The organism is Streptomyces sp. NBC_00554 (assembly GCF_041431135.1).
Taxonomy (GTDB): Bacteria; Actinomycetota; Actinomycetes; order Streptomycetales; family Streptomycetaceae; genus Streptomyces.
Genome location: NZ_CP107799.1, coordinates 7,050,108 through 7,068,657, shown reverse-complemented (window position 1 = coordinate 7,068,657; position 18,550 = coordinate 7,050,108). Strand labels below are relative to the sequence as shown.

16 protein-coding genes, 1 tRNA gene and 2 pseudogenes are annotated in these 18,550 nt (G+C 67.2%); 12 read left to right on the top strand and 7 right to left on the bottom strand.

All coding sequences use genetic code 11. The features are described 5' to 3' along the window. Positions 1-73: 73 nt before the first annotated feature. Positions 74-676, bottom strand: a complete 603-nt coding sequence (locus tag OG266_RS31180; RefSeq protein WP_371553026.1) for an HD domain-containing protein — start codon at positions 674-676, stop codon at positions 74-76. Positions 677-825: 149 nt separating this feature from the next. After that, on the bottom strand, positions 826-1,257 hold the full coding sequence (locus OG266_RS31175; protein WP_371549676.1) for a hypothetical protein: 432 nt from the start codon (positions 1,255-1,257) through the stop codon (positions 826-828). Between the two features lie 100 nt (positions 1,258-1,357). Here OG266_RS31175 and OG266_RS31170 point away from each other — a divergent pair. The 6 genes and pseudogenes from OG266_RS31170 (at position 1,358) to OG266_RS31145 (ending at position 6,837) form a co-directional block, all read left to right on the top strand. Then, positions 1,358-2,126, top strand: a pseudogene (locus OG266_RS31170) (transposase). Between the two features lie 378 nt (positions 2,127-2,504). Continuing rightward, positions 2,505-4,760 (top strand): caspase family protein, encoded by a 2,256-nt coding sequence (locus OG266_RS31165; RefSeq protein WP_371549675.1) that lies wholly within the window; start codon positions 2,505-2,507, stop codon positions 4,758-4,760. 427 nt (positions 4,761-5,187) lie between these two features. Further along, complete coding sequence (locus tag OG266_RS31160; RefSeq protein WP_371549673.1) at positions 5,188-5,340, top strand: hypothetical protein; 153 nt, start codon at positions 5,188-5,190, stop codon at positions 5,338-5,340. 8 nt (positions 5,341-5,348) lie between these two features. Further along, positions 5,349-5,477 carry a hypothetical protein gene (locus OG266_RS31155; protein WP_371549671.1) on the top strand — a complete coding sequence of 43 codons (129 nt, stop codon included), beginning with the start codon at positions 5,349-5,351 and terminating at the stop codon, positions 5,475-5,477. 106 nt (positions 5,478-5,583) lie between these two features. Then, positions 5,584-6,363, top strand: a pseudogene (locus OG266_RS31150) (transposase family protein); the annotation flags it as partial. A 129-nt stretch (positions 6,364-6,492) separates the two neighbouring features. Continuing rightward, a complete protein-coding gene (locus OG266_RS31145) occupies positions 6,493-6,837 on the top strand; it encodes a VOC family protein (RefSeq protein WP_326718208.1) in 345 nt (114 codons plus the stop codon). A 335-nt stretch (positions 6,838-7,172) separates the two neighbouring features. Here OG266_RS31145 and OG266_RS31140 read toward each other — a convergent pair. Further along, positions 7,173-7,247: transfer RNA gene (locus tag OG266_RS31140), tRNA-Val, on the bottom strand. 225 nt (positions 7,248-7,472) lie between these two features. Between OG266_RS31140 and OG266_RS31135 the strand changes: the two genes are divergently transcribed. The 4 genes from OG266_RS31135 to OG266_RS31120 all read left to right on the top strand — a co-directional run bounded on the left by OG266_RS31135 (position 7,473) and on the right by OG266_RS31120 (position 10,765). After that, complete coding sequence (locus tag OG266_RS31135) at positions 7,473-8,321, top strand: DUF4097 domain-containing protein (protein WP_371549669.1); 849 nt, start codon at positions 7,473-7,475, stop codon at positions 8,319-8,321. A gap of 74 nt (positions 8,322-8,395) precedes the next feature. After that, complete coding sequence (locus OG266_RS31130; RefSeq protein WP_371549667.1) at positions 8,396-9,820, top strand: hypothetical protein; 1,425 nt, start codon at positions 8,396-8,398, stop codon at positions 9,818-9,820. Positions 9,821-9,918: 98 nt separating this feature from the next. Beyond that, positions 9,919-10,503, top strand: a complete 585-nt coding sequence (locus OG266_RS31125) for a DUF4383 domain-containing protein (protein ID WP_371549665.1) — start codon at positions 9,919-9,921, stop codon at positions 10,501-10,503. A 40-nt stretch (positions 10,504-10,543) separates the two neighbouring features. Beyond that, positions 10,544-10,765, top strand: a complete 222-nt coding sequence (locus OG266_RS31120) for a zinc ribbon domain-containing protein (RefSeq protein WP_329547862.1) — start codon at positions 10,544-10,546, stop codon at positions 10,763-10,765. 53 nt (positions 10,766-10,818) lie between these two features. On the opposite strand, the gene OG266_RS31115 is transcribed toward OG266_RS31120, so the two are convergent. Next, positions 10,819-11,412, bottom strand: a complete 594-nt coding sequence (locus OG266_RS31115) for a TetR family transcriptional regulator (RefSeq protein WP_371549663.1) — start codon at positions 11,410-11,412, stop codon at positions 10,819-10,821. 97 nt (positions 11,413-11,509) lie between these two features. Here OG266_RS31115 and OG266_RS31110 point away from each other — a divergent pair, with 97 nt between their 5' ends. Beyond that, on the top strand, positions 11,510-12,943 hold the full coding sequence (locus OG266_RS31110; protein ID WP_371553024.1) for an aldehyde dehydrogenase: 1,434 nt from the start codon (positions 11,510-11,512) through the stop codon (positions 12,941-12,943). 49 nt (positions 12,944-12,992) lie between these two features. Next, a complete protein-coding gene (locus OG266_RS31105; RefSeq protein WP_371549661.1) occupies positions 12,993-13,829 on the top strand; it encodes an oxidoreductase in 837 nt (278 codons plus the stop codon). Between the two features lie 10 nt (positions 13,830-13,839). Here the strand turns inward: OG266_RS31105 and OG266_RS31100 are convergent, their stop codons facing one another. From OG266_RS31100 to OG266_RS31090, 3 genes are all read right to left on the bottom strand, one after another. Then, positions 13,840-14,679: an HAD family hydrolase gene (locus OG266_RS31100; RefSeq protein WP_371549659.1), complete on the bottom strand. Its 840-nt coding sequence runs from the start codon at positions 14,677-14,679 to the stop codon at positions 13,840-13,842. 8 nt (positions 14,680-14,687) lie between these two features. Then, complete coding sequence (locus OG266_RS31095; RefSeq protein WP_371549657.1) at positions 14,688-17,153, bottom strand: phosphoribosyltransferase; 2,466 nt, start codon at positions 17,151-17,153, stop codon at positions 14,688-14,690. Between the two features lie 85 nt (positions 17,154-17,238). Then, complete coding sequence (locus tag OG266_RS31090) at positions 17,239-18,408, bottom strand: HpcH/HpaI aldolase/citrate lyase family protein (RefSeq protein WP_371549656.1); 1,170 nt, start codon at positions 18,406-18,408, stop codon at positions 17,239-17,241. Positions 18,409-18,550 lie beyond the last annotated feature (142 nt).

Sequence of the window (18,550 nt, the reverse complement as noted above, 5' to 3'; positions counted from 1 at the left end):
TTTCAATGGGCCGGTTTCAACGGGCCGGTCTCAGTGGGCCGGTCTCAGTGGGCCAGTTCTCAGTGGGCCGGTCTCAATGGGCCCGGCGCACCGGATAGGACGCCTGGAAAGCCAACCGCTGGTCCGCTCCGTCACCGAGGACCCCGAGGACGTCGTCGAACGCCAGGAACTCCTCCCACCTCGTCCGTCCACTCGCCTCGGCCAGCCGAGCCACCACGAGATCCTCCAGCTCCTGGACCCGCTTGTTCTTCCAGATCTTGTCGGCCACGCTCACCAGCAGATCCTCGATCCCGATGTCCGGCCCGGTCCAGGCCGCGTGGGTCCCCGCGAACCGGGCCAGCTCGGCGCTGACGCCCTGGGCCAGCAGCAGTTCACGTCCGGCCTCCTCGTGCGCGGAGCCGGGCCCGGACAGTTCACCGACGTGCGCCGTCTTCCCTACGTCATGCGTGGCGGCCCCAAAGAGCACGGCATCGCGGTCGAAGCGCAGTGCCGGCTGCCACTCCTCCAACCAGTCGACAAGTCGGTGCGCGACATCATGAACGGCCCGCAGATGAGCCGCGAGACGCGGAGGAGCGTCAAGCTTCCTCAGAAGCTCCGCCACTCGGTCCGGCAGCGGACGCAAGGGCGGGTTTCCCGCGTCGTGCAGGGCCCGCAACAGCAGATCGGGAGGCGTCACCGCGCCAGGATAGAAGCCGGGGAAAAGCTCAAGGCCCAGGTCTCCGGGTGAATACCCGCTGACCTGGGCCTCTCTCATGCCCCGAACCTGGTGGGCGCGGACGGTTTCGAACCGCCGACATCCGCCTTAGGGCTGTTCCGTAACTGCTTTCACTCAGGGCACGGCTCGTCCGGGTGGATACCGATGGCGCCTGCAGAGCGGAGCGAATCGCCCAGGTCTCCGGTGAGGATGCGGGGGTGTCGGCGCCACCACCACAGGTCCGCGTGCGGCAGCTTGTGGAACTGTCCGAGGGCTTGGCCGTCGTCCACGACTGTCGCCGCCCTGAACTGATCGTCCACAGCCTTGATCCTCGGTGTCCAGAGCTGGACAACGTGGTCGTCCAGCAGGATCCATGCCTCGTGGAGCCAGTTCCGGCAGTAGAGGTCGTTTGTGTACTCGTAGATGTCGTCGCCGTAGCCACGTTCGACGAGACTCACCAGACCGGCCCAGGCGTTCACTCGTTCGGCAACCGTGAATACTGCACGCCAGCCGCGCTGGTGCAGTAGTTCGCCAACCTCGGCTTCGTTGTGAGTGCTCATCATCGGGAGACTCTCATCCCCGGCCAACCAGGGCCACTGAGATGCGGTCGGACGGCCGACTACACCCAGCGGGGGGCGTACGGGGCAACAAGGTGATCTTGTGGTGGTTGGTGTGATCACGGCATCGGAGCCGTCCTGGATAACCCCCTTCACCGGGCTGAGCCGGCGCTGCTTCGGCAAGTTGGTGACCGCGGCACGGCGTGAGCACGCGGCGGAGGTGCACCGCGGACGGCCATGGAGCCTCCCGCTGGAGGACCGCGTGTTGCTGGTCGCGGCGTACTGGCGCACGAACTTTGACGATGCGCCAACTGGCACCGCTCTTCGGCATAGCGAAGTCGGCGGCGGACCGGATCATCAACCATCTCGGGCCGATGCTCTCGCTGCAGCCGCGCAAGCGATTCCGTAAGGACACCGTCCTCATCGTCGACGGAACCCTGGTCCCCACCCGTGACCACACGGTGGCCGAGCAGTCGAAGAACTACCGCTATTCCACGGCCCATCAGGTCGTCATCGACGCCGACACCCGCCTGGTCGTCGTGGTCGGCCGGCCCCTGCCCGGCAACCGGCACGACTCCCGAGGCGGGGAGGAGTCCGGTGCCAAGGCCGCCGTCGGCACGACGATGACCATCGCCGACGGCGGTTACCAGGACACCGGACTCGTCATCCCACACCAGCGCCGCAAAGGCGAAGAACTCCCGGACTGGAAAGAGCAACACAACCGGTCGCACAAGCAAGTCAGCGCCCGTGTTGAGCACACCTTCGCCCGCATGAAGAGCTGGAAGATCCTGCGCGACTGCCAACTCAAGGGCGATGGCGTCCACCACGCCATGCTCGGTATCGCCCGCCTCCACAACCTCACCCTCGCCGGATAGGCGAGCAAGCAGTACAGCGAACAGCCACGGCCGCACCGCCTCAGAGATCATTTACGGGACAGTCCGCTGTAAGCCAGGTGGTGACCGGTAGCGGAAGTGCACAGGTTCCTCCAGCCATAGGAGTGCCCCAGGTCAGCGCCATATCTCGGCTGGAGCGAACCGTCGTTGACCGCGATTGACCGCCCGATATGGCACTGCTGTGGCACGGCTCCGCCCCGCGACGTGAACTATGGACACGAAGGCCACTGAGGTCTCCCGAGCTGGTGATGGGGTGAACCACCTCATCTTGCGACGACTCGTTTGCAGAGGTGTGCCAACTCCAGTGCAAAGTCCCACAGGGAGCCATATGATGACGTGACTCGTTTAACAGGAGGGGTAATGGGGCTGGCGCTTGCCTTGGTTGTAGGAATCGACGCATACAAAGATCGCTGGCCGAAACTCTCATGCTGTGCCCACGATGCTGACCAAGTTGCGGCCGTACTTCAGATGGAAGAGTACGGGTTCAACGTCACACTCCTCCAGAATGAACAAGCCTCAAAGACCGATATTCTGCGATGGCTTGTTGACGCCAAGAACTCCGGAGCCGACAAGATTCTTTTCTATTTTTCCGGCCACGGAGCTTCCACAGACCTCGGTCATTATCTCGTCACGTACGACAATCGAGACCTGGATGAAGGTGTAGCTCTTCCGGATATCCTCCGAATCTTGGAGCCAAGTGAGGCTCGAGACTCTCAGGTTTTCGTCCTGCTCGATTGCTGCCATTCTGGCGGCGCGTTGACTGGTACCGGTGGATCTGTTATTCGTGTCACGGAGCTGAGGGCTTCAGAAGTATCGGAAGTACTGCGACAGGTCGAATCATCTTCGGCTGTAGTAGCTGCTTGCACCGAAGCCCAGACCGCTTGGGAAGTCAACAATCTCGGACACGGAATATTTACTTACTATCTCCTCTATGCGCTGACTGGTGCCGCTGCAGACCATACGGGAAGTGTGACTGCCCACAGCATTTACGAGGTAATCTCACGTGAAATGTCGAAAGCCAGCTCGGATCACGATCAGCTACCGATTTTCGGAGGTCGCGTTCGCGGCCGCCTTTTGATTGGCAGCGGATTTACCCCGGAATTAGGCCCCCCTCCTCCAGAGTCAGAGTACGAGCACTATGAAGATGAGGCTCAAGACTTCCTGGACTCCTATAACAGATTCAAGTCCGCCTTTGACATTAGCTCTTGGCGCAGCACCGGGCATTATGCTTCATGTCGCCGACTAGAGAGTATTTCGAAATGGTTCGATGAAAAAGATAGGATTCAAGGCCTCGCCACTCGCTCTCGCTATAAGAAAGCCCGCGATACGCTGACGCGTTATCAAACCGAGCTAGGACTGATCGAGGTCGACACGAAAATGAAGGAGGGGGTAGTCACTCAGCAGATCGGCGCTGGAGGTTTTGGTGCGGTATGGAAGGTACAGGGCCCGGGGGTTGACGATTCCGTCTACGCCTATAAAGTTTACCATCCACACGAACTCCATGATCGTGAAAAAGTAAAGCGCTTCCGGAATGGTTACGATGCTATGGAGATGCTGGCGCACCCCCAGATCGTCAAGGTGCATCGCTATAGCGACTGTCCGACCGGTTTCGTGATGGACTACATTGACGGCAGTAATTTGCGAGAATTGCAGCCGGGTGCATTCCTGCCCCCTGCGGAAATCATCGCTATCCTATTGAAGTCGGCGGAGACAATTGAGCATGCGCATAACAACGGCGTGATTCACCGGGATATCAAGCCGGAGAATATCGTATGCCGGTACACTAGCGAAGGGGAATATCTTCCGTATCTCACGGATTTTGATTTGGCCTGGTTTAGTACACAAACACAGAGGGCCACAAAGAGCGCGATGGGAGTCGTGTATTATGCCGCTCCCGAGCAGTACATTGCGTTCGACCCCAGGGCTGTTTACAGCAGGGAACCTACCCTAGACGTTTTCTCGTTCGGCCAGCTACTCGCTTTCTGCTTTATCAATCGTGATCCGGATCCCCTTAACGTGACAGGCAACGCGGAGAACATTACTAATGCACTTAAAGGATCTTGTTCGAACGAATCATCTTCTAAGCTAATGAAGCTCTACGAGGAGTGCGTGCAGTTCGATCCGCGCCAACGTGTTCAGGATTTTTCTGAGATAGTCGGACGTCTGGGTGAGATTCATAACGAGCTCCAGCACACGGAGCTAGACACCAAGATCACTAACGCTCAGTACTCCAGGGAGCTTGCCTTCCAAATTACTCGTAAGGCGCAAAGGCAGGATGATATTACATCCTTCGTTAGCGCTTCGGGTGCCTGGGAGGCTTCCATTGAATGGCGTGAGAAGTTTGCTGGGCGCGAATATCGCCCCCTACTTGTTTTATGCCTTTCGCCGACCAGTCGCGTGTCGCTTGAAAACGTTTCGAACGACAGGATGAGGAGAATCCTCAATAGGCGAGTCGATCAGGCTATTCAGCCTTACCGGAATAAAGCTACACGTCGCCCCGGCCAGCGTGGAGCTTATGAAGTATTTGTAGAATGGTTTCCAACGCGGATGGTCCGGAACGACACCTTGGAACTCGCCGAAATGCTGCGTAACGTATTTGCGGCTCTTGAGGGGTAAAGGATTTACGTCCCGATCAGGTCGGTGGAGCGGCTTTGGGCTGGAGCTGCTTTGGCGCGAGTGATCATGGCCCCGTAAACTCCCGGCGCGTCGGGACAGGTAGTGGACCTGCCAGGTGAAGCACGTCGTGGGGCGATGATCTTCGAGGCTCGTGCCAAAGTGGCTGCGCAAAGCCGTGGAGCCGACTGCCCCAGCCATGACGTACCCCTTCTACGGCAAGTGGCTGGTCGCTGTGCGCGCGGCACGGGCAGGAGCGCGGGCCCGCCCGGGGGCGGGCAGGAGCGCGGTAAGCAGAACGAGCCGCCTTGATCAATGTAGGGAAAGTTCTATCCCGCTGGGATCAGAACAAGGTGGGTTCGGCGCCTTTGCGGAGGCTGGGATCAAGGATCGCGACTACGCGGCTATCCCCCGCGAGCGCAACGCGCGCGTGCTCAACCTGCACATCCTGCCGCCGTTCCGCACGGTCCCCCTGCGCGAGATCACCACGCCGCAGGTACGGCGCTGGCGTACAGACCTCCTCGACGCGGATGTCGGTCCGGCCACCGTTTCCAAGGCCTACCAGTCCTCCGCGCCATCATGAACACCGCCGTGGATGACGGACTGATCCAGCGCAACCCGTGCCGGATCAAGGGCGCCGGGTCGGTCACCCACACCGAGCGGCCGTTCCTCTCCGTGGCCGAGGTCTACCGGCTCGCCGACACCGCTCCGCCTCACTGAGCCTTTTTCAACCTGTCGCGGAAGCAGGGCAGTTGGGCCGCCAGCGAGGTGAAGTCCCTGGTAGATAGGTTCTCGACCAAGAAATCCGTCTCACCAGAGGCTTCGTGTGCTCGTCTACCTGTCCGGGCTGGACCTGTCCAGCTCCGTCTTGTTTCCTCTCCGCTCGCCTGCGGGAGCGCCGTCAGATGCTCGGTACCCGGTGGCGGCGCCTGAACGCCGGCCGAGAGGCCCTGCTGGCACTGGCTCACTTGCGGTGCGGCCACACCTACGCGCAGCTCGCGGCTGGCTTCGCAATCGGTACCACCACCGCGTACCGCTACGTCGCCGAGGCCGTGGATGTCCTGGCGGCTATCGCCCCGACCCTCGCTGAGGCGATGAGGACCGCTTCCAGCAAGGCGTTCGTCATCCTGGACGGCACGCTTGCCAGTCGACCGGATCGCGGCGGACCGGCCCTTCGACTCCGGTACTCCGGGAAACACAAGAAGCACGGCGTGAACGTGCAGGTCATCTCTGATCCGGCGGGACGGCTGCTGTGGGCATCTCCCGCCCTTCCCGGAGCGGTCCACGACATCAAGGCCGCACGGGTCCACGGCATCGTCAACGCCCTGGAAGAAGCCGGAGTGCGGTGCTAGGCAGATAAGGGCTACTGGGGAGAGGGGGGCACCGTGCGAGTGCCCTACGGGGGCGCCGGCAGAAGCTGTCCGCCGATCAGCAGGCCGTCAACCGCGCGCACGCGAAAATTCGCGCACTCGTCGAACGGGCCATCGCCACCCTCAAGACCTGGCGGATCCTGCGCAATCCGCGCTGCTCCAGCATCCGCATCACGAGCCCCGTCCAGGCCATCCTCAGCCTGCACACCGCGCAGGTTGCAGAAGCTCATTGCGGGTACGGCGACTCCAGTAACGCCAACGGCGCCTGGCCTCACCTTCCTTGTGGAGAACGGGGCTACCTCCTCCGATGAGTTTCGGTCACGGGAGTGGTCCAACTTCCGAAACAACTGTGAGGAGTGGTCCGAGTGGACCTGTACAGCGTCATGTGTGTGAGTGACCGGATCAAGGCACTGGAGTGGTTCGAGGTGTTCTTCGGGCGCCCAGCGGACGAGATCATCGGCGAGGAGTATCTGTGGCAGGTCGGTGAGAACGCGTGGGTCGTCGTTGACGATCGAGACGTGCGCGCTGAGCGAGTAGGCGGAGCCATGATCACGCTCGGCGTGAACGACCTCGACGACATCCTGGCCCGACTCGCCGCACACGGGATCGACCACGAACCGGTCGAGACCTACAGCAACGGCGTACGCCACGTCGTCATGCTGGACCCCGACGGGAACAGCCTTTCGCTCGCCGAGGCACCCACCCAGTAAGCCTCTTTCAACCTGCGCGCTGGATCACACTGCATCTGACCTGCTCAAAATGAGCGTTCACGGCGCTCCGCTTCGGTGAGCTGGCCGCTCTCCAGCGCCGGGACATCGACCTGGAGGCCCGCACCGTCTCCATCCGTCGCTCGTACGCCGAGACGCGCACAGCGTGACCACCAAATTGCCGACTACGTCGACGGGCAGATCCGCAAGGCGAAGAGGCCCCCGCAGGATCCTTCTGGCACGTAAGTGGCACAGCGCCGAAAAGTCGCCGAGAAAGATCAAGGCCCAGGTCTCCGGTTTCGCACCGGTTGACCTGGGCCTTAGTCGTGTCCTGAGACTGGTGGGCGCGGACGGTTTCGAACCGCCGACATCCGCCTTGTAAGGGCGGCGCTCTACCACTGAGCTACGCGCCCAGGACGAGTCGACAGCCTACATTGCCCGAGGGTGTGCCTCGCAAACCCGTATCCGGGGACCGGGAACAGAGAACCGGGGCCGGGTCGGGGGTTTTCCCTACCCTTCATCCGGGAGTGGCCCGGATCCCCCCGCAGCCCCCGGCTCCGTACGGTCGAAGAGCGTCGGAAGAGCAGGTGCCCAAGAGGCCCGGCGCATGTCGACGTAATTCTCAGGGGGAGATCTTCATGGCTCGCACCGTACGTACCCGCACTCGCTCGACACGTACCCGCGCGGTGGCCGTCACCGGTGCCGTCACCGTCGTGGCGCTGCTCGCCGCCGGGTGTGGTGCCAGTGCCGGGGACGACAAGGACCCCGAGCACCGGTCCTTCGAACTGCAGGGCCGCACGCTCACCGTCGACTCGGACGACTCGGCGCTCGAACTCGTGGTGGCGGACTCGGACGAGGCCGACAAGGTCGAGGTCACGCGCTGGTTCCAGGGCAGCGTCGCCGTCGGCGGGGATCCCGAGGTGACCTGGAAGATGGACGACGACCGGCTGGTGCTGCGGATGAAGTGCTCGGGCGTGATCGCCGACTGCTCGGCCAAGCACCGGATCGTGGTGCCGCGCGGCGTCGCCGTCACCGTGAAGGACGGGGACGGCAGCGTGCGCGCGCAGGGGTTCAAGGACGCGCTGAGTATTCGTACGGCGGACGGTTCGGTCCGGGTGACGGACTCCTCCGGGCCGCTGAACCTGCGTACGTCCGACGGTTCGGTCCGGGTGACCGGCTCCTCCGGACCGCTGAACCTGCGTACCTCCGACGGCTCGATCCACGCGGACGGCGTCGACTCGCGGCGCGTGCAGGCACGTACCAACGACGGCTCCGTACGGCTCGAACTCGACGCCGTGCCGGACCTGGTGGAGACCCGCACCGGGGACGGCTCCGTCACGATCGCGCTGCCCCAGGAGACGTACCGGGTGACGACGGAGACCGGTGACGGCTCGGTGGATGTGTCGGTGCCCCGGGCCGACGCCAGTTCTCATGTGGTGTCCGCCCACACCGGCGATGGGAAGATCACGGTGCGAACCGCGAACTAACCAGCCCGTGTGTTCGTCCTTAACGGGTGGGAGAATGACACCGGGCAGGGCGGATCACAGCACGGGAGAGGGATGTGACGGCGACACCTTCACAGCCGTACACGCCGTTTGTGCCATGCGCACGGGCAGAAGGTGGTCGCCCTCCGAGGTCCCGGAAGGGCCGCGCCGCCGGGATCCCGTACGCCGCTCGTGACGCGCTGACCCTCATGGCCCTGCCGCTGCTCGTCGCTCTCGCGCTGCCCGCGGCCTTCGCGGGCGGCGGCACGCGGCGCTGGTTCGGCGGGCGCTCGGAGAGTCAGCGGGCCGAGGCGCAGGCCGCGAAGGACTCCGCCGCGGCCGCTTTCTACGAGCTCGACACCGCCCAGCGCGATCTGCGGATCTCGATAGAGACCATCACGGCCGTCGACGCCTCCCCCGCGGCCCGCCGCGCCGTCTCCGACTTCGAGGCGCTGGGACGGCGCATCGACGAGGCCAGCCAGAAGTACATCACCGCCGTCGACGCCCACGACCTCGACCGTGACGACCTGGAGGCGTCGGTCGCCGCCCAGGCCCGGACCGAGCTCACCAGCGCCAAGGACGAACTGGGCCGGGTCAAGCAGCAGCTGGACCGCTTCGAGCAGGGCCTCGAATCGCTGCTCGGCAAGGCGGAGACGCAGCTCGCCCGGCTCGCCCCGTCCGTCGAGCGCGCCCGCCAGTCGCTGCTGGCCGCCTCGAACGCGCTGGACGGCGTACGGGGATCGGGGCTCAAGGCCGACGATCTCGCCGCCCGGCTCGCCGCTCTCGGGCCCGAGCTGACCAAGCTCAACCAGGGGGCCGGGCAGCACGGCGTACCGGAGACTCTGGAGCGCGCCGAGCGGGTCTCGAAGGAGGCCGAGGGGGTACGGGCGGAAGCCGAGCGGCTGCCCGAGCGGGCGGCCGAGATCGACCACCGGCTGGTCTCGCTGCGCACCCGCGCCCAGGCGCTGACCACCCGCGCCGGGCAGGTGGAGCCGGTGCTGAGCGAGCTGCGGCGCCGGTTCACGGCGCCTTGCTGGCAGGACCTCCAGCACGTTCCGGAGCAGGCCGCGGAGAGCGTACGGCAGGCCGAGCTGAAGCTGAAGGAAGCGCAGACCGCGCGCGACGAGCAGCGCTGGCCGGACGCGACCTCCCTCCTCTCGACGGTTCGGGCGCTGCTCAACAACACCGACGAGGCGGTCTCCGCGGCGGGCGACCGGCTGCGCCGGCTGAACGCCGTGTCGAAGGACCCGCGGCAGGAGATCGACCGCACCCGCTTCGCCATCCGGGACGCCCAGCGCCTGGCCATGTCGGGCCGCAACACCCCCGACCCGCGCCACGCCCGCCCGCTCGACGAATCGGTGGCCCGCCTGGAGCGCGCCATCACCACGCTGGAGGGCCGCCACCCCGACTACTGGCACTTCCTCACCGAGACCGAGGCGGTACGGCAGACGGTGGGGCGGGTGGTCTCGCAGATCCGGGAGGAGCGGGGCGGCGGGGCCTGACATCACGTACGACGCCGGGGTTGGCGATCCGGGTACCCCGGGCGGATGCTGAAGGTACGTACGGCCTCCGCTAAATGCGTGAGCGTGAGGAGGCGGACATGGCCACACACGTACTTCGCCCGGGAACCAGGCGGCGACGCATCAACTTCGACGAGCATCTGCCCGTCGATCACCGTCTCAGCACCTTCTACCGGATCGGCGCGGGCCTGATGGGCCTCGTGCTGCTCGCGTTCGGCATCCTGGGCCTCATCGACAGGGTCGGCTTCTTCGACACCCGCGGGGACCAGGTCGCGGGGCTGAGCACCAACGGCGCGCTCAGCGTGCTGTCGATCTGCGTCGGGCTGCTCCTCTTCGTGGGGATGGTGATCGGCGGGAACTTCGCCTCCACCCTCAACATGATCCTCGGCGTCGTCTTCATCCTCAGCGGCTTCGTGAACCTGGCGCTGCTCGACACCGGCTACAACTTCCTCGCCTTCCGCATCCAGAACGTGCTGTTCAGCTTTGTGGTGGGCGTCCTGCTGATGTTCTTCGGGATGTACGGGAGGGTCGGCTCGGCCCTGCCCCACGACAACCCGTACTGGAAGTCCCGCCATCCCGAGCAGCAGGAACACGAGCAGCGGCTGCGGGCCAAGGCCCACGCGCTCGCCCTCCGGAAGGCGAACCGAGGCGAGCTGCGCAAGTGACCCTCGTCGGCGGCACGAGGCGCCCGCTAACCTGTGCCCCATGCCTCGCTATGAGTACCGCTGCCGGACCTGCGGCGACACGTTCGAAATGAGCCGCCCGATGGCGGAGTCCTCCGCCCCGGCGGCCTGCCCGTCCGGCCACGACGACACGGTGAAGCTCCTGTCGACGGTCGCGGTGGGCGGCTCGGCCTCGGCGCCGGCACCGGCCCCGGGCGGCGGTGGGGGTGGCGGCGGCTGCTGCGGTGGGGGCTGCTGCGGCTGACCTTCCGGGCGGGTCACCCGTATACCCGTCCGTCCGTACGGGAGACCAGACGTCTATACGTCGGACACCAGACGCCGTACGGCTTCGACGACCGCTCCGCGATGCGAGCGCAGTACGGCCTCGTCCAGGCCCCCGGGCGCCATGGCGCTGGTCGGTGTCCACGCGCCGGCCAGGGCCAGTACGAACGTGAGGAGATCCTCGGCGCCGAACGCCCCGGGGACGCTGCCGTCGGCCTGCGCCTGGGCGATCGCCGCCGTCTTCTGCTCCATCGACGCGGCCAGGCGTACGGGCCCGGGGCCGCCATCGGTTCGTTCGAGACGGTTCCAGGTGGCCAGCCGCAGCTGGTGCGGGTTGGCGATGAGGTAGTCGAACAGCTTGCCCGCGTAGTCCGGGAGATCGCCGGGCGTGAAGGGGACGTCGTCCAGGACCCGCGTCACGTGCAGGTCCATGACGATGTCGAAGAGCTGGTCCTTGTTTCCGAAGTACGTATAGATCTGAGCCTTGTTGACCTTGGCCGCGGCACCGATGCGGTCGATACGGGCACCGGCGATGCCGTAGGCGGCGAATTCGTCCGTGGCCGCCTGCAGAAGTCGGGCCTTGGCGGCCTCTGAATCGCGGGTCCGTGGGGCGCGGGGTGTCTCGGGCATGCCCCCAGAGTAAAGCAAATAAACGTTCAGTTGCTCCCGCCCTCGATCGGAGCTACTGTCTAAATGAACGTTTAGTTATTAGGACGGGATGGACAAGATGATCGTCTACGACAAGCTCTACATCGGCGGCCGCTGGACCGACCCCACCGATCCCCAGCTCCTCGACATCCGCTCCCCCCACGACCGCTCCCTGCTCGGCCGCGCCGCCCAGGCCACCGCCGCCGACGTCGACAAGGCGGTGGCCGCCGCCCGGGAGGCCTTCGACCACGGTCCCTGGTCCCGCACCACCCCCGAGGAACGGCAGGCCTTCGTCGTACGCCTCAACGAACTGCGCACCGGCCGGGCCAAGGAGATCGCCGCCCGCATCAGCGCCGAGACGGGCGCCGCGCTCTGGTTCGCCGAGTGGGGTCAGCCCGCCCTCGACAAGCAGGCCGACGCTTATCTGCGCGCCGCGCGCTCCTTCGGCTGGGAGGAGCCCCTCGACCCCACCGGCGCGTCCGGGAGCCTGGTGCGCCGGGAACCGATCGGTGTCGTCGCCGCGGTCATCCCGTGGAACTCCCCGTACATGGCCGCGCTGGTGAAGATGATCCCGGCGCTGTTGGCCGGCAACACCGTGGTCCTCAAGGCGTCCCCGGAGAACTCGCTCAGCATCATGCTGCTCGCCGAGATCTTCGACGAACTCGGCCTGCCCGAAGGCGTCGTCAGCGTCCTGCCCGCCGACCGTGCCACCAGCGAGCACCTGGTCTCGCACCCCGATGTCGACAAGATCGCCTTCACCGGTTCCACCGCCGCGGGCCGCCGGATCGCCTCCATCGCCGGTGAACAGCTCAAGCGGGTCTCCCTGGAGCTGGGCGGCAAGTCCGCCTCGATCATCTGCGAGGACGCGGATCTCACCGCGATGGCGGACGGCCTGAAGTTCGCGTCCTTCGCGAACAACTCGCAGAACTGCCAGGCCCACACCCGCATCCTCGCCCCCCGCAGCCGCTACGACGAGGTCGTCGGCGTACTGAAGGACCTCGTGGACTCGCTCACCGTGGGCGACCCCACAGACCCGGACACGTTCATCGGCCCGATGACCAGCGAGGTCCAGCAGCAGCGGGTGCTGGACTACATCCGGATCGGCATCGACGAGGGCGCCCGCGTCGTCACCGGCGGCCCCGGGTCGCCCGAGGGCCTGGAGGGCGGCAACTACGTGCGCCCCACCCTCTTCGCCGACGTCGACAACGGCATGCGCATCGCGCGGGAGGAGATCTTCGGGCCCGTGATCGTGGTGATCCCGTACGAGGACGAGGAGGACGCCGTACGGATCGCCAACGACTCCGCGTACGGCCTGGGCGGCGGCGTATGGAGCACCGATCCCGAACGCGCACTGGCCCTCGCCCGCCGTGTCCGCACCGGCTTCTTCATGGTCAACGCCGCTCCCGTCGGCTTCGACGGACCCTTCGGCGGCTACAAGGCGAGCGGCATCGGCCGCGAGATGGGCGCCTTCGGCCTGGCCGAGTTCGTCGAGCTCAAGACCATCAACGTCTGACCGCCCCGGACCGTCAACGTCCGCCTCCCACAGGAAAGTTGAGAGACTCATGTCCAAGACCTGGCTCATCACGGGCAGTTCCCGCGGCCTGGGCCGCGCGCTCGCCGAGGCCGTCCTCGCCGCCGGCCATCAACTCGTCGCCACCGCCCGCAGGCCCGAGCAACTCGACGACCTCGTCCAGCGGTTCGGCGACCGGGTCCGTGCCGTCGCCCTGGACGTCACCGACCCCGCCGCCGCCCGCGCCGCCGTCCAGCAGGCGGTCGACTCCTTCGGCCGGCTCGACGTCCTCGTCAACAACGCCGGTTACGCCGACGTCGCCTCCATCGAGGACGTCACCGAGGAGGCCTTCCGCGCCCAGATCGACACCAATCTGCACGGCGTCGTCAACGTGACCAAGGCGGCGCTGCCCGTGCTGCGGGAACAGGGCAGCGGGCACATCGTCCAGGTCTCCTCCGTGGGCGGCCGCGTCGGCACCCCCGGCCTGAGCGCGTACCAGGCCGCCAAGTGGGCCGTCGGGGGCTTCTCCGAGGTCCTGGCCCAGGAAGTCGCTCCCTTCGGCATCAAGGTCACGGTCATCGAGCCAGGCGGACTGCGCACCGACTGGGCCGGATCCTCGATGAGTACGCCGCCGGTCAGCGACCCGTACAAGCCCGTCATCGAACCCGTCGTCGGATTCCTCGGCCAGGCCGACGGCACCCAGCCCGGCGATCCCGCCCTGGCCGCCCAGGCCATCCTCCACGTCACGGAGGCCGCCGACCCGCCGGTGCGCCTGCTGCTCGGCAGCGACGCCGTCGCCGTGGCGGGCGCCATGGCTCAGAACCTGGCCGCCTCGGACGCCAAGTGGCGCAAGGTCAGCGACTCGATCGACTTCGACGCGCCCCGCTAGGAGGCACCCGCTAGGAGCCCTGCCGGACCCCGTCCAGGAGCTCCCGCAGGATCCGCTCCCCCGCGGCGACCCCCCGCTCGGGCAGCGCCGTGACCGTGGGCGCCGTCCACCCCGCCTCCGCCAGTTCCCCGTGCCCCGGGCGCCAGCCCCGGTCGGCCGCGAGGAGCAGGTCGGCGTCGAGCAGGGAGTCGCCCGCCGCGAGAGTGAGCGTCGCACCGGTGCGCCGCGCGACCTCGCGCATGGCCGCGCTCTTGGTGAGCGGCTTCGGCACGGCGTAGATCTTGCGGCCCTGGAGGGACACGGTCCAGCCGCGGTTCTCGGCCCAGACGGCGAGTTCCTTGACCCAGTCCTCGGGGAGCAGTTCGCGCTCCACGACGAGGTAGGCGAAGAGGTCCTCGGCGACCCGGTGCTTGCGGACCCAGGCCGGATCGGCGGTGGCCTCCATGTGCTCGCGCACCTCGGTGAGGGAGGCGCACTCGCTCGCCAGCCGTGCGGTCACCTTCGCGTGCCAGTCGGCGTCGGACACCCCGTCGACGAGCAGGTGCCCGCCGTTGGCGCAGATCGCGTACTTCGGGGCGGGGCCCGGCAGGCTGATGCGCTGGTACTGCTTGCGGGTGCGGGTCGTGGTGGGCACGAAGTCCGCCATCCCGCCGAGTTCGGTCAGGAGAGCGGCCGCGGTCTCCGTCAGGTACGACAGCGGCTTGCTCTCGTGCACCTCGACGCAGAGCAGCCGGGGCGCCACCGCGTCCGGCATGGTCAGCGCGAGGGCGGCGCTGGAGTAGATGAGCGTGCGGTCGAGGTCGCTGGCGACGAGCACCTTGGGCGAGGCCGACGCGGAGGTCTCAGACATCCCGGACATCAGACCGTCACCGCCTTGCCGTCGGCACCCGTCGCACCGCGCGTGAACTTCGGGTGGATCAACCCCACGCAGGTGTACGGGAGTTCGGCGACCTCCTCGACGGGCACCCCGCGCTGCTCGGCGAGCAGGCGCACGTGGTCGAGGTCGGCGCCCGCTCCGGCGCGGGCCAGGATCTTCCAGGGCACGCGGCGCAGCAGCACGCGGGTGGTCTCGCCGACGCCCGGCTTGACGAGGTTCACGTCGTGGATCTCGTACTCCTCGCTGATCCGCTCGACCGCCCGCCAGCCCTCCCAGGTGGGTGTGCGGTCGGCGGCGAGCAGTTCCTTGGCCTGGGCGCAGGCCGCGTCGGCGACCTCGGCGAACCGCGCGGCCACGGCGTCCAGGAAGTCGACGGAGACGTCGGAGCCGGCGAGTTCGCGGTAGAACTTCGCGCCGTGGAAGTCGTGTTCGCCGACCAGGTCGGAGCGCAGCACGGTGCGCGAAATCAGCCCGGACACCGTCGAGTTGAGGCAGGCGGAGGGGATCAGGAAGTCCTCGCGGGTGCCGTACGTCCGTACGCAGGAGCCCGGGTCGGCGAGCACCGCGATCTCCGGGTCGAAGCCGGTGACGCCCTCGGCCTTCTCGAACTCCCGTATGGCGTCGGCCAGTTCGCGGGTGATCGCGCCCTTTCCGGTCCAGCCGTCGACGAACACGACGTCGGCGGGGTCGTGGTGGGCGGCCAGCCAGCGCAGCGCGTTGGCGTCGATGCCGCGGCCGCGGACGATGGAGACGGCGTAGTGCGGGAGGTCGAGGCCGTGCTGGTGCTGGGCCCAGCGGCGCATCAGCACGCCGACCGGGGTGCCCGCGCGGGCCAGCGAGACGAGCACCGGGCGCGGTGAGCGTTCGGCGAGCACCAGCTCGGTGACCGCGCCGACGGCCTGGGCGATACGGGCGGCGGAGGTGCCGAGCGCCGCGTGGAACAGCTCCTGGTAGTGGGCGCTGGGCTGGTACTCGACCGGCAGCGACTCCGCGTAGTGGGCGCCGCCGCTCTGGATGGCCTCCTCGCGCTCCTCCGTCGGCGCCTCCAGCGTCACGTCCGAGAGGTCCTGCAGCAGCCAGCCGACGTCTTCGGGCGCGTACGAGGAGAAGGCTGGGCCGCGGAGGGGCTCGGGGAGCATGGAGGGCCTTTCGGTGGACGGGCGCCCGGGGACGTACGAAGGGACGACGGCGAGCAGGACGTGCGGGGTGTGCGCGGTGAGCTGCGCCAACAGGCCGTCGGAGGCGTGCAGTTCGGGGGTGTCGGCGGTGGAGTCGACGACGGCGACCACGGCGTCGAAGCCGGCCCCTGCGACGTTGTAGGCGTAGCGCTCGCCGGGGCCGTCGTCCGGGTTGTCGTGGGCGGGGAAGACGATCCGGCTGCGTATCGCGTAGCCCGGGTCGTCGAGGGCGAGGACCGGGGACCGGGTGGTCGTGGAGTAGCGCACCTCGGCGTCCACGACCTGCTCGAGTTCGCGTGCCAGCCGCAGCGGCGCGTACATCAGCTCCTCGAAGCCGAGTACGAGCACGCGCCGGGCGCCGTCGGGCAGCGCGTCGGCGATCCGCGCGGCCAGGGCGGGCAGGGCGCCGTCCAGGCGTATTCGCTGGCCGGGCGCGAACCCGTGCCGCCCGCCGTCGGGAACGCCGCGCGGCCAGCCGAGCTCGACGCGGGTGACTCTCCCGGCACGCGACCGGGCGAGCGCCGCGAGTGCCGCGGGCCCCGCGGGTGCCGCGAGCGCCGCCGCCTCGTGCTCGGCGACCAGCGCCTGCCCCTTCTCGAGCACGCCCTCGGGAAGCCTCACCGTCCCCGACGCCGCCGTCACCAGGTCGACCCGTGCGCCGATCTCCCGGGCGAACTCGTCCAGGCGCCCCATGTCGGCGGCGGACCGCATGTCGACGAGCGCCACGACCACGTACCGCTCGCGCGGGTAGCGGGCGTGCAGGTCGCGGATGGTGTTGAGGATCGTGTTGCCGGTGGAGAACTCGTCGTCGACGAGGACCAGCGGGCCCGGGCCGGAGAGGAGGCCGGGGTTCTCGGGGAGGAGCAGGTGCGAGGTGGCGTGCGAGTGGGACTCCTCGAAGCCGCCCGCGCGGGCGACGCCGGGGACGGGGCGGCGGGTGGAGTGGAGGTAGGGGGCGAGGCCCACGCCGTCCGCGACGCAGTGGCCGAGCCCGGTGGCCGTCTCGGCATAGCCGAGGACGACCGCCGCCCGGGACTCCTCGTCGCCGAGCAGCTCCCGCACCCGCCGGCCGAGCGCGAACCCGTACCCGTACACCACGGACGGCGACTGCGGCACATGCTTGCCGAGCACGTTCGACACGAGCAGATGGGCGCGCTTGGGGTTGCGCCGCAGCGCGAGCCCCAGCAGTTCGCTCAGCTTCTCGTCGCCGACGAGTTCGACGCCGAGCCGCTCGGCGACCCAGGTCCCCGTCCACACCACGTTGTTCATCAATTCCTTGTCTGTATCGGTACCTGTATCGGTACCTGTGTCGGTATCGGTATCTGTACGAGTCACTACGGCTGGTCGGGCCGTTTCAGCTGGGAAGCCCGGCGGCGAGCAGCTCCACGAAGCCGATGTCCTCGTTGGCGACGCCGAAGACCTCGGCGCGCTGGAGGGTGCGCTCGGCCCAGGCGCGGTGCGGCTTCACTTCATTCATTTTGTTCGTGTACGCCGACCGCAGCACACCCCCGCCGCCGCGCTCGGGCCTGAGGATGTCCTGCGCGTCGCTGTACTCCTCGTGACTGACGACGGACAGGGCGTGCACGGCCGGTACGTGCGAGGGGTGGATGCAGGTCTTGCCGAGGAGACCGTTGGCGCGGTCGAGGGCGATCTCGCGCAGCAGCCCGTCCAGGTCGTGTTCGATGAGCGACTGGCGCAGTTCCTCGACCTCGACCTCCTGGAAGGGGCTGCGGCGCAGCTGCGGCTTGAACATGCGCTCCTGGACGCGGAAGTACTCCCACACGGGCCCGGTCACCGTGAAGCCGGTGCCGTCGGCCCGCCCAAGCAGGTTCACCACGTCGGCGATCACGGAGGCGACGATCTGAACGTCGTACGCGGTCATGTCGGGCGCTCTGCGCAGCCCGTACGCCGAGCAGAAGTCGGTGACGCCCAGGCGCAGCGCGAGGACGCGGTCGCGGTACTTGTCGACCGTGCGGTGGATGCCCTCCAGGGTCTCCCTGCGGGTCTCCATGTACAGCAGGCCGGGCGATTCGAGGACCGGCATCGCGAAAAGGCGCCGCCCGCTCGCGCTCTCGGCCGCCGTGAGCGCCTCCAGGAACGGGACGCCCCGCTCCTCGGTGAACTTCGGCAGCACGAATCCGGACAGCAGCCGCACCGCCGGGCCGAGCCGCTCGACGAGGTCGGGGATCTGCTCCGGTTCACGGACCCGTACGAAGAGCAGCGGCAGCTCGGAGGAGCCCGGCCGCCCGGCGAGGTCGGTGAACTGCCGGACCAGGTTCTCCTCGGCGCCCACGACCTCCGCGTCGTCGATCGAGTCCTCCAGGCACAGCACCATGGAGACGACGCCGCGCCCGGCCTGCTTGACGATGTCGTCGGCCAGCCGCGGCCTGGTCGCGGGGCTGTACAGGGTGGCTCCGAGGGCCGCCGCGAGGACGCGGGCCGGTGATTCGGCGGTGAAGAGGCTGGGCTCCCGGTAGAAGAGGCGCTGCCGCTCTTCCGGGGCGATATGACCAAAATGACGCATGAAACTCCCCCGGAGCTGCTAGGCGGCCTGATCTGATGTGGCCGGTAATAGTACGTATGGATCCATGTCAGGGGTTCCCATCAAGGATGAAGTTCAGGTAACTCGGCCGTGTCACCTGTTCTTCGATCCTCGACGGGGATCT

Coding starts and splice junctions, on each gene's coding strand:
- OG266_RS31175 (WP_371549676.1), bottom strand. CDS start 1,257: ATGATGAGCACTCACAACGAAGCCGAGGTTGGCGAACTACTGCACCAG.
- OG266_RS31165 (WP_371549675.1), top strand. CDS start 2,505: ATGGGGCTGGCGCTTGCCTTGGTTGTAGGAATCGACGCATACAAAGAT.
- OG266_RS31135 (WP_371549669.1), top strand. CDS start 7,473: ATGGCTCGCACCGTACGTACCCGCACTCGCTCGACACGTACCCGCGCG.
- OG266_RS31125 (WP_371549665.1), top strand. CDS start 9,919: ATGGCCACACACGTACTTCGCCCGGGAACCAGGCGGCGACGCATCAAC.
- OG266_RS31120 (WP_329547862.1), top strand. CDS start 10,544: ATGCCTCGCTATGAGTACCGCTGCCGGACCTGCGGCGACACGTTCGAA.
- OG266_RS31115 (WP_371549663.1), bottom strand. CDS start 11,412: ATGCCCGAGACACCCCGCGCCCCACGGACCCGCGATTCAGAGGCCGCC.
- OG266_RS31110 (WP_371553024.1), top strand. CDS start 11,510: ATGATCGTCTACGACAAGCTCTACATCGGCGGCCGCTGGACCGACCCC.
- OG266_RS31105 (WP_371549661.1), top strand. CDS start 12,993: ATGTCCAAGACCTGGCTCATCACGGGCAGTTCCCGCGGCCTGGGCCGC.
- OG266_RS31100 (WP_371549659.1), bottom strand. CDS start 14,679: ATGTCTGAGACCTCCGCGTCGGCCTCGCCCAAGGTGCTCGTCGCCAGC.
- OG266_RS31095 (WP_371549657.1), bottom strand. CDS start 17,153: ATGAACAACGTGGTGTGGACGGGGACCTGGGTCGCCGAGCGGCTCGGC.
- OG266_RS31090 (WP_371549656.1), bottom strand. CDS start 18,408: ATGCGTCATTTTGGTCATATCGCCCCGGAAGAGCGGCAGCGCCTCTTC.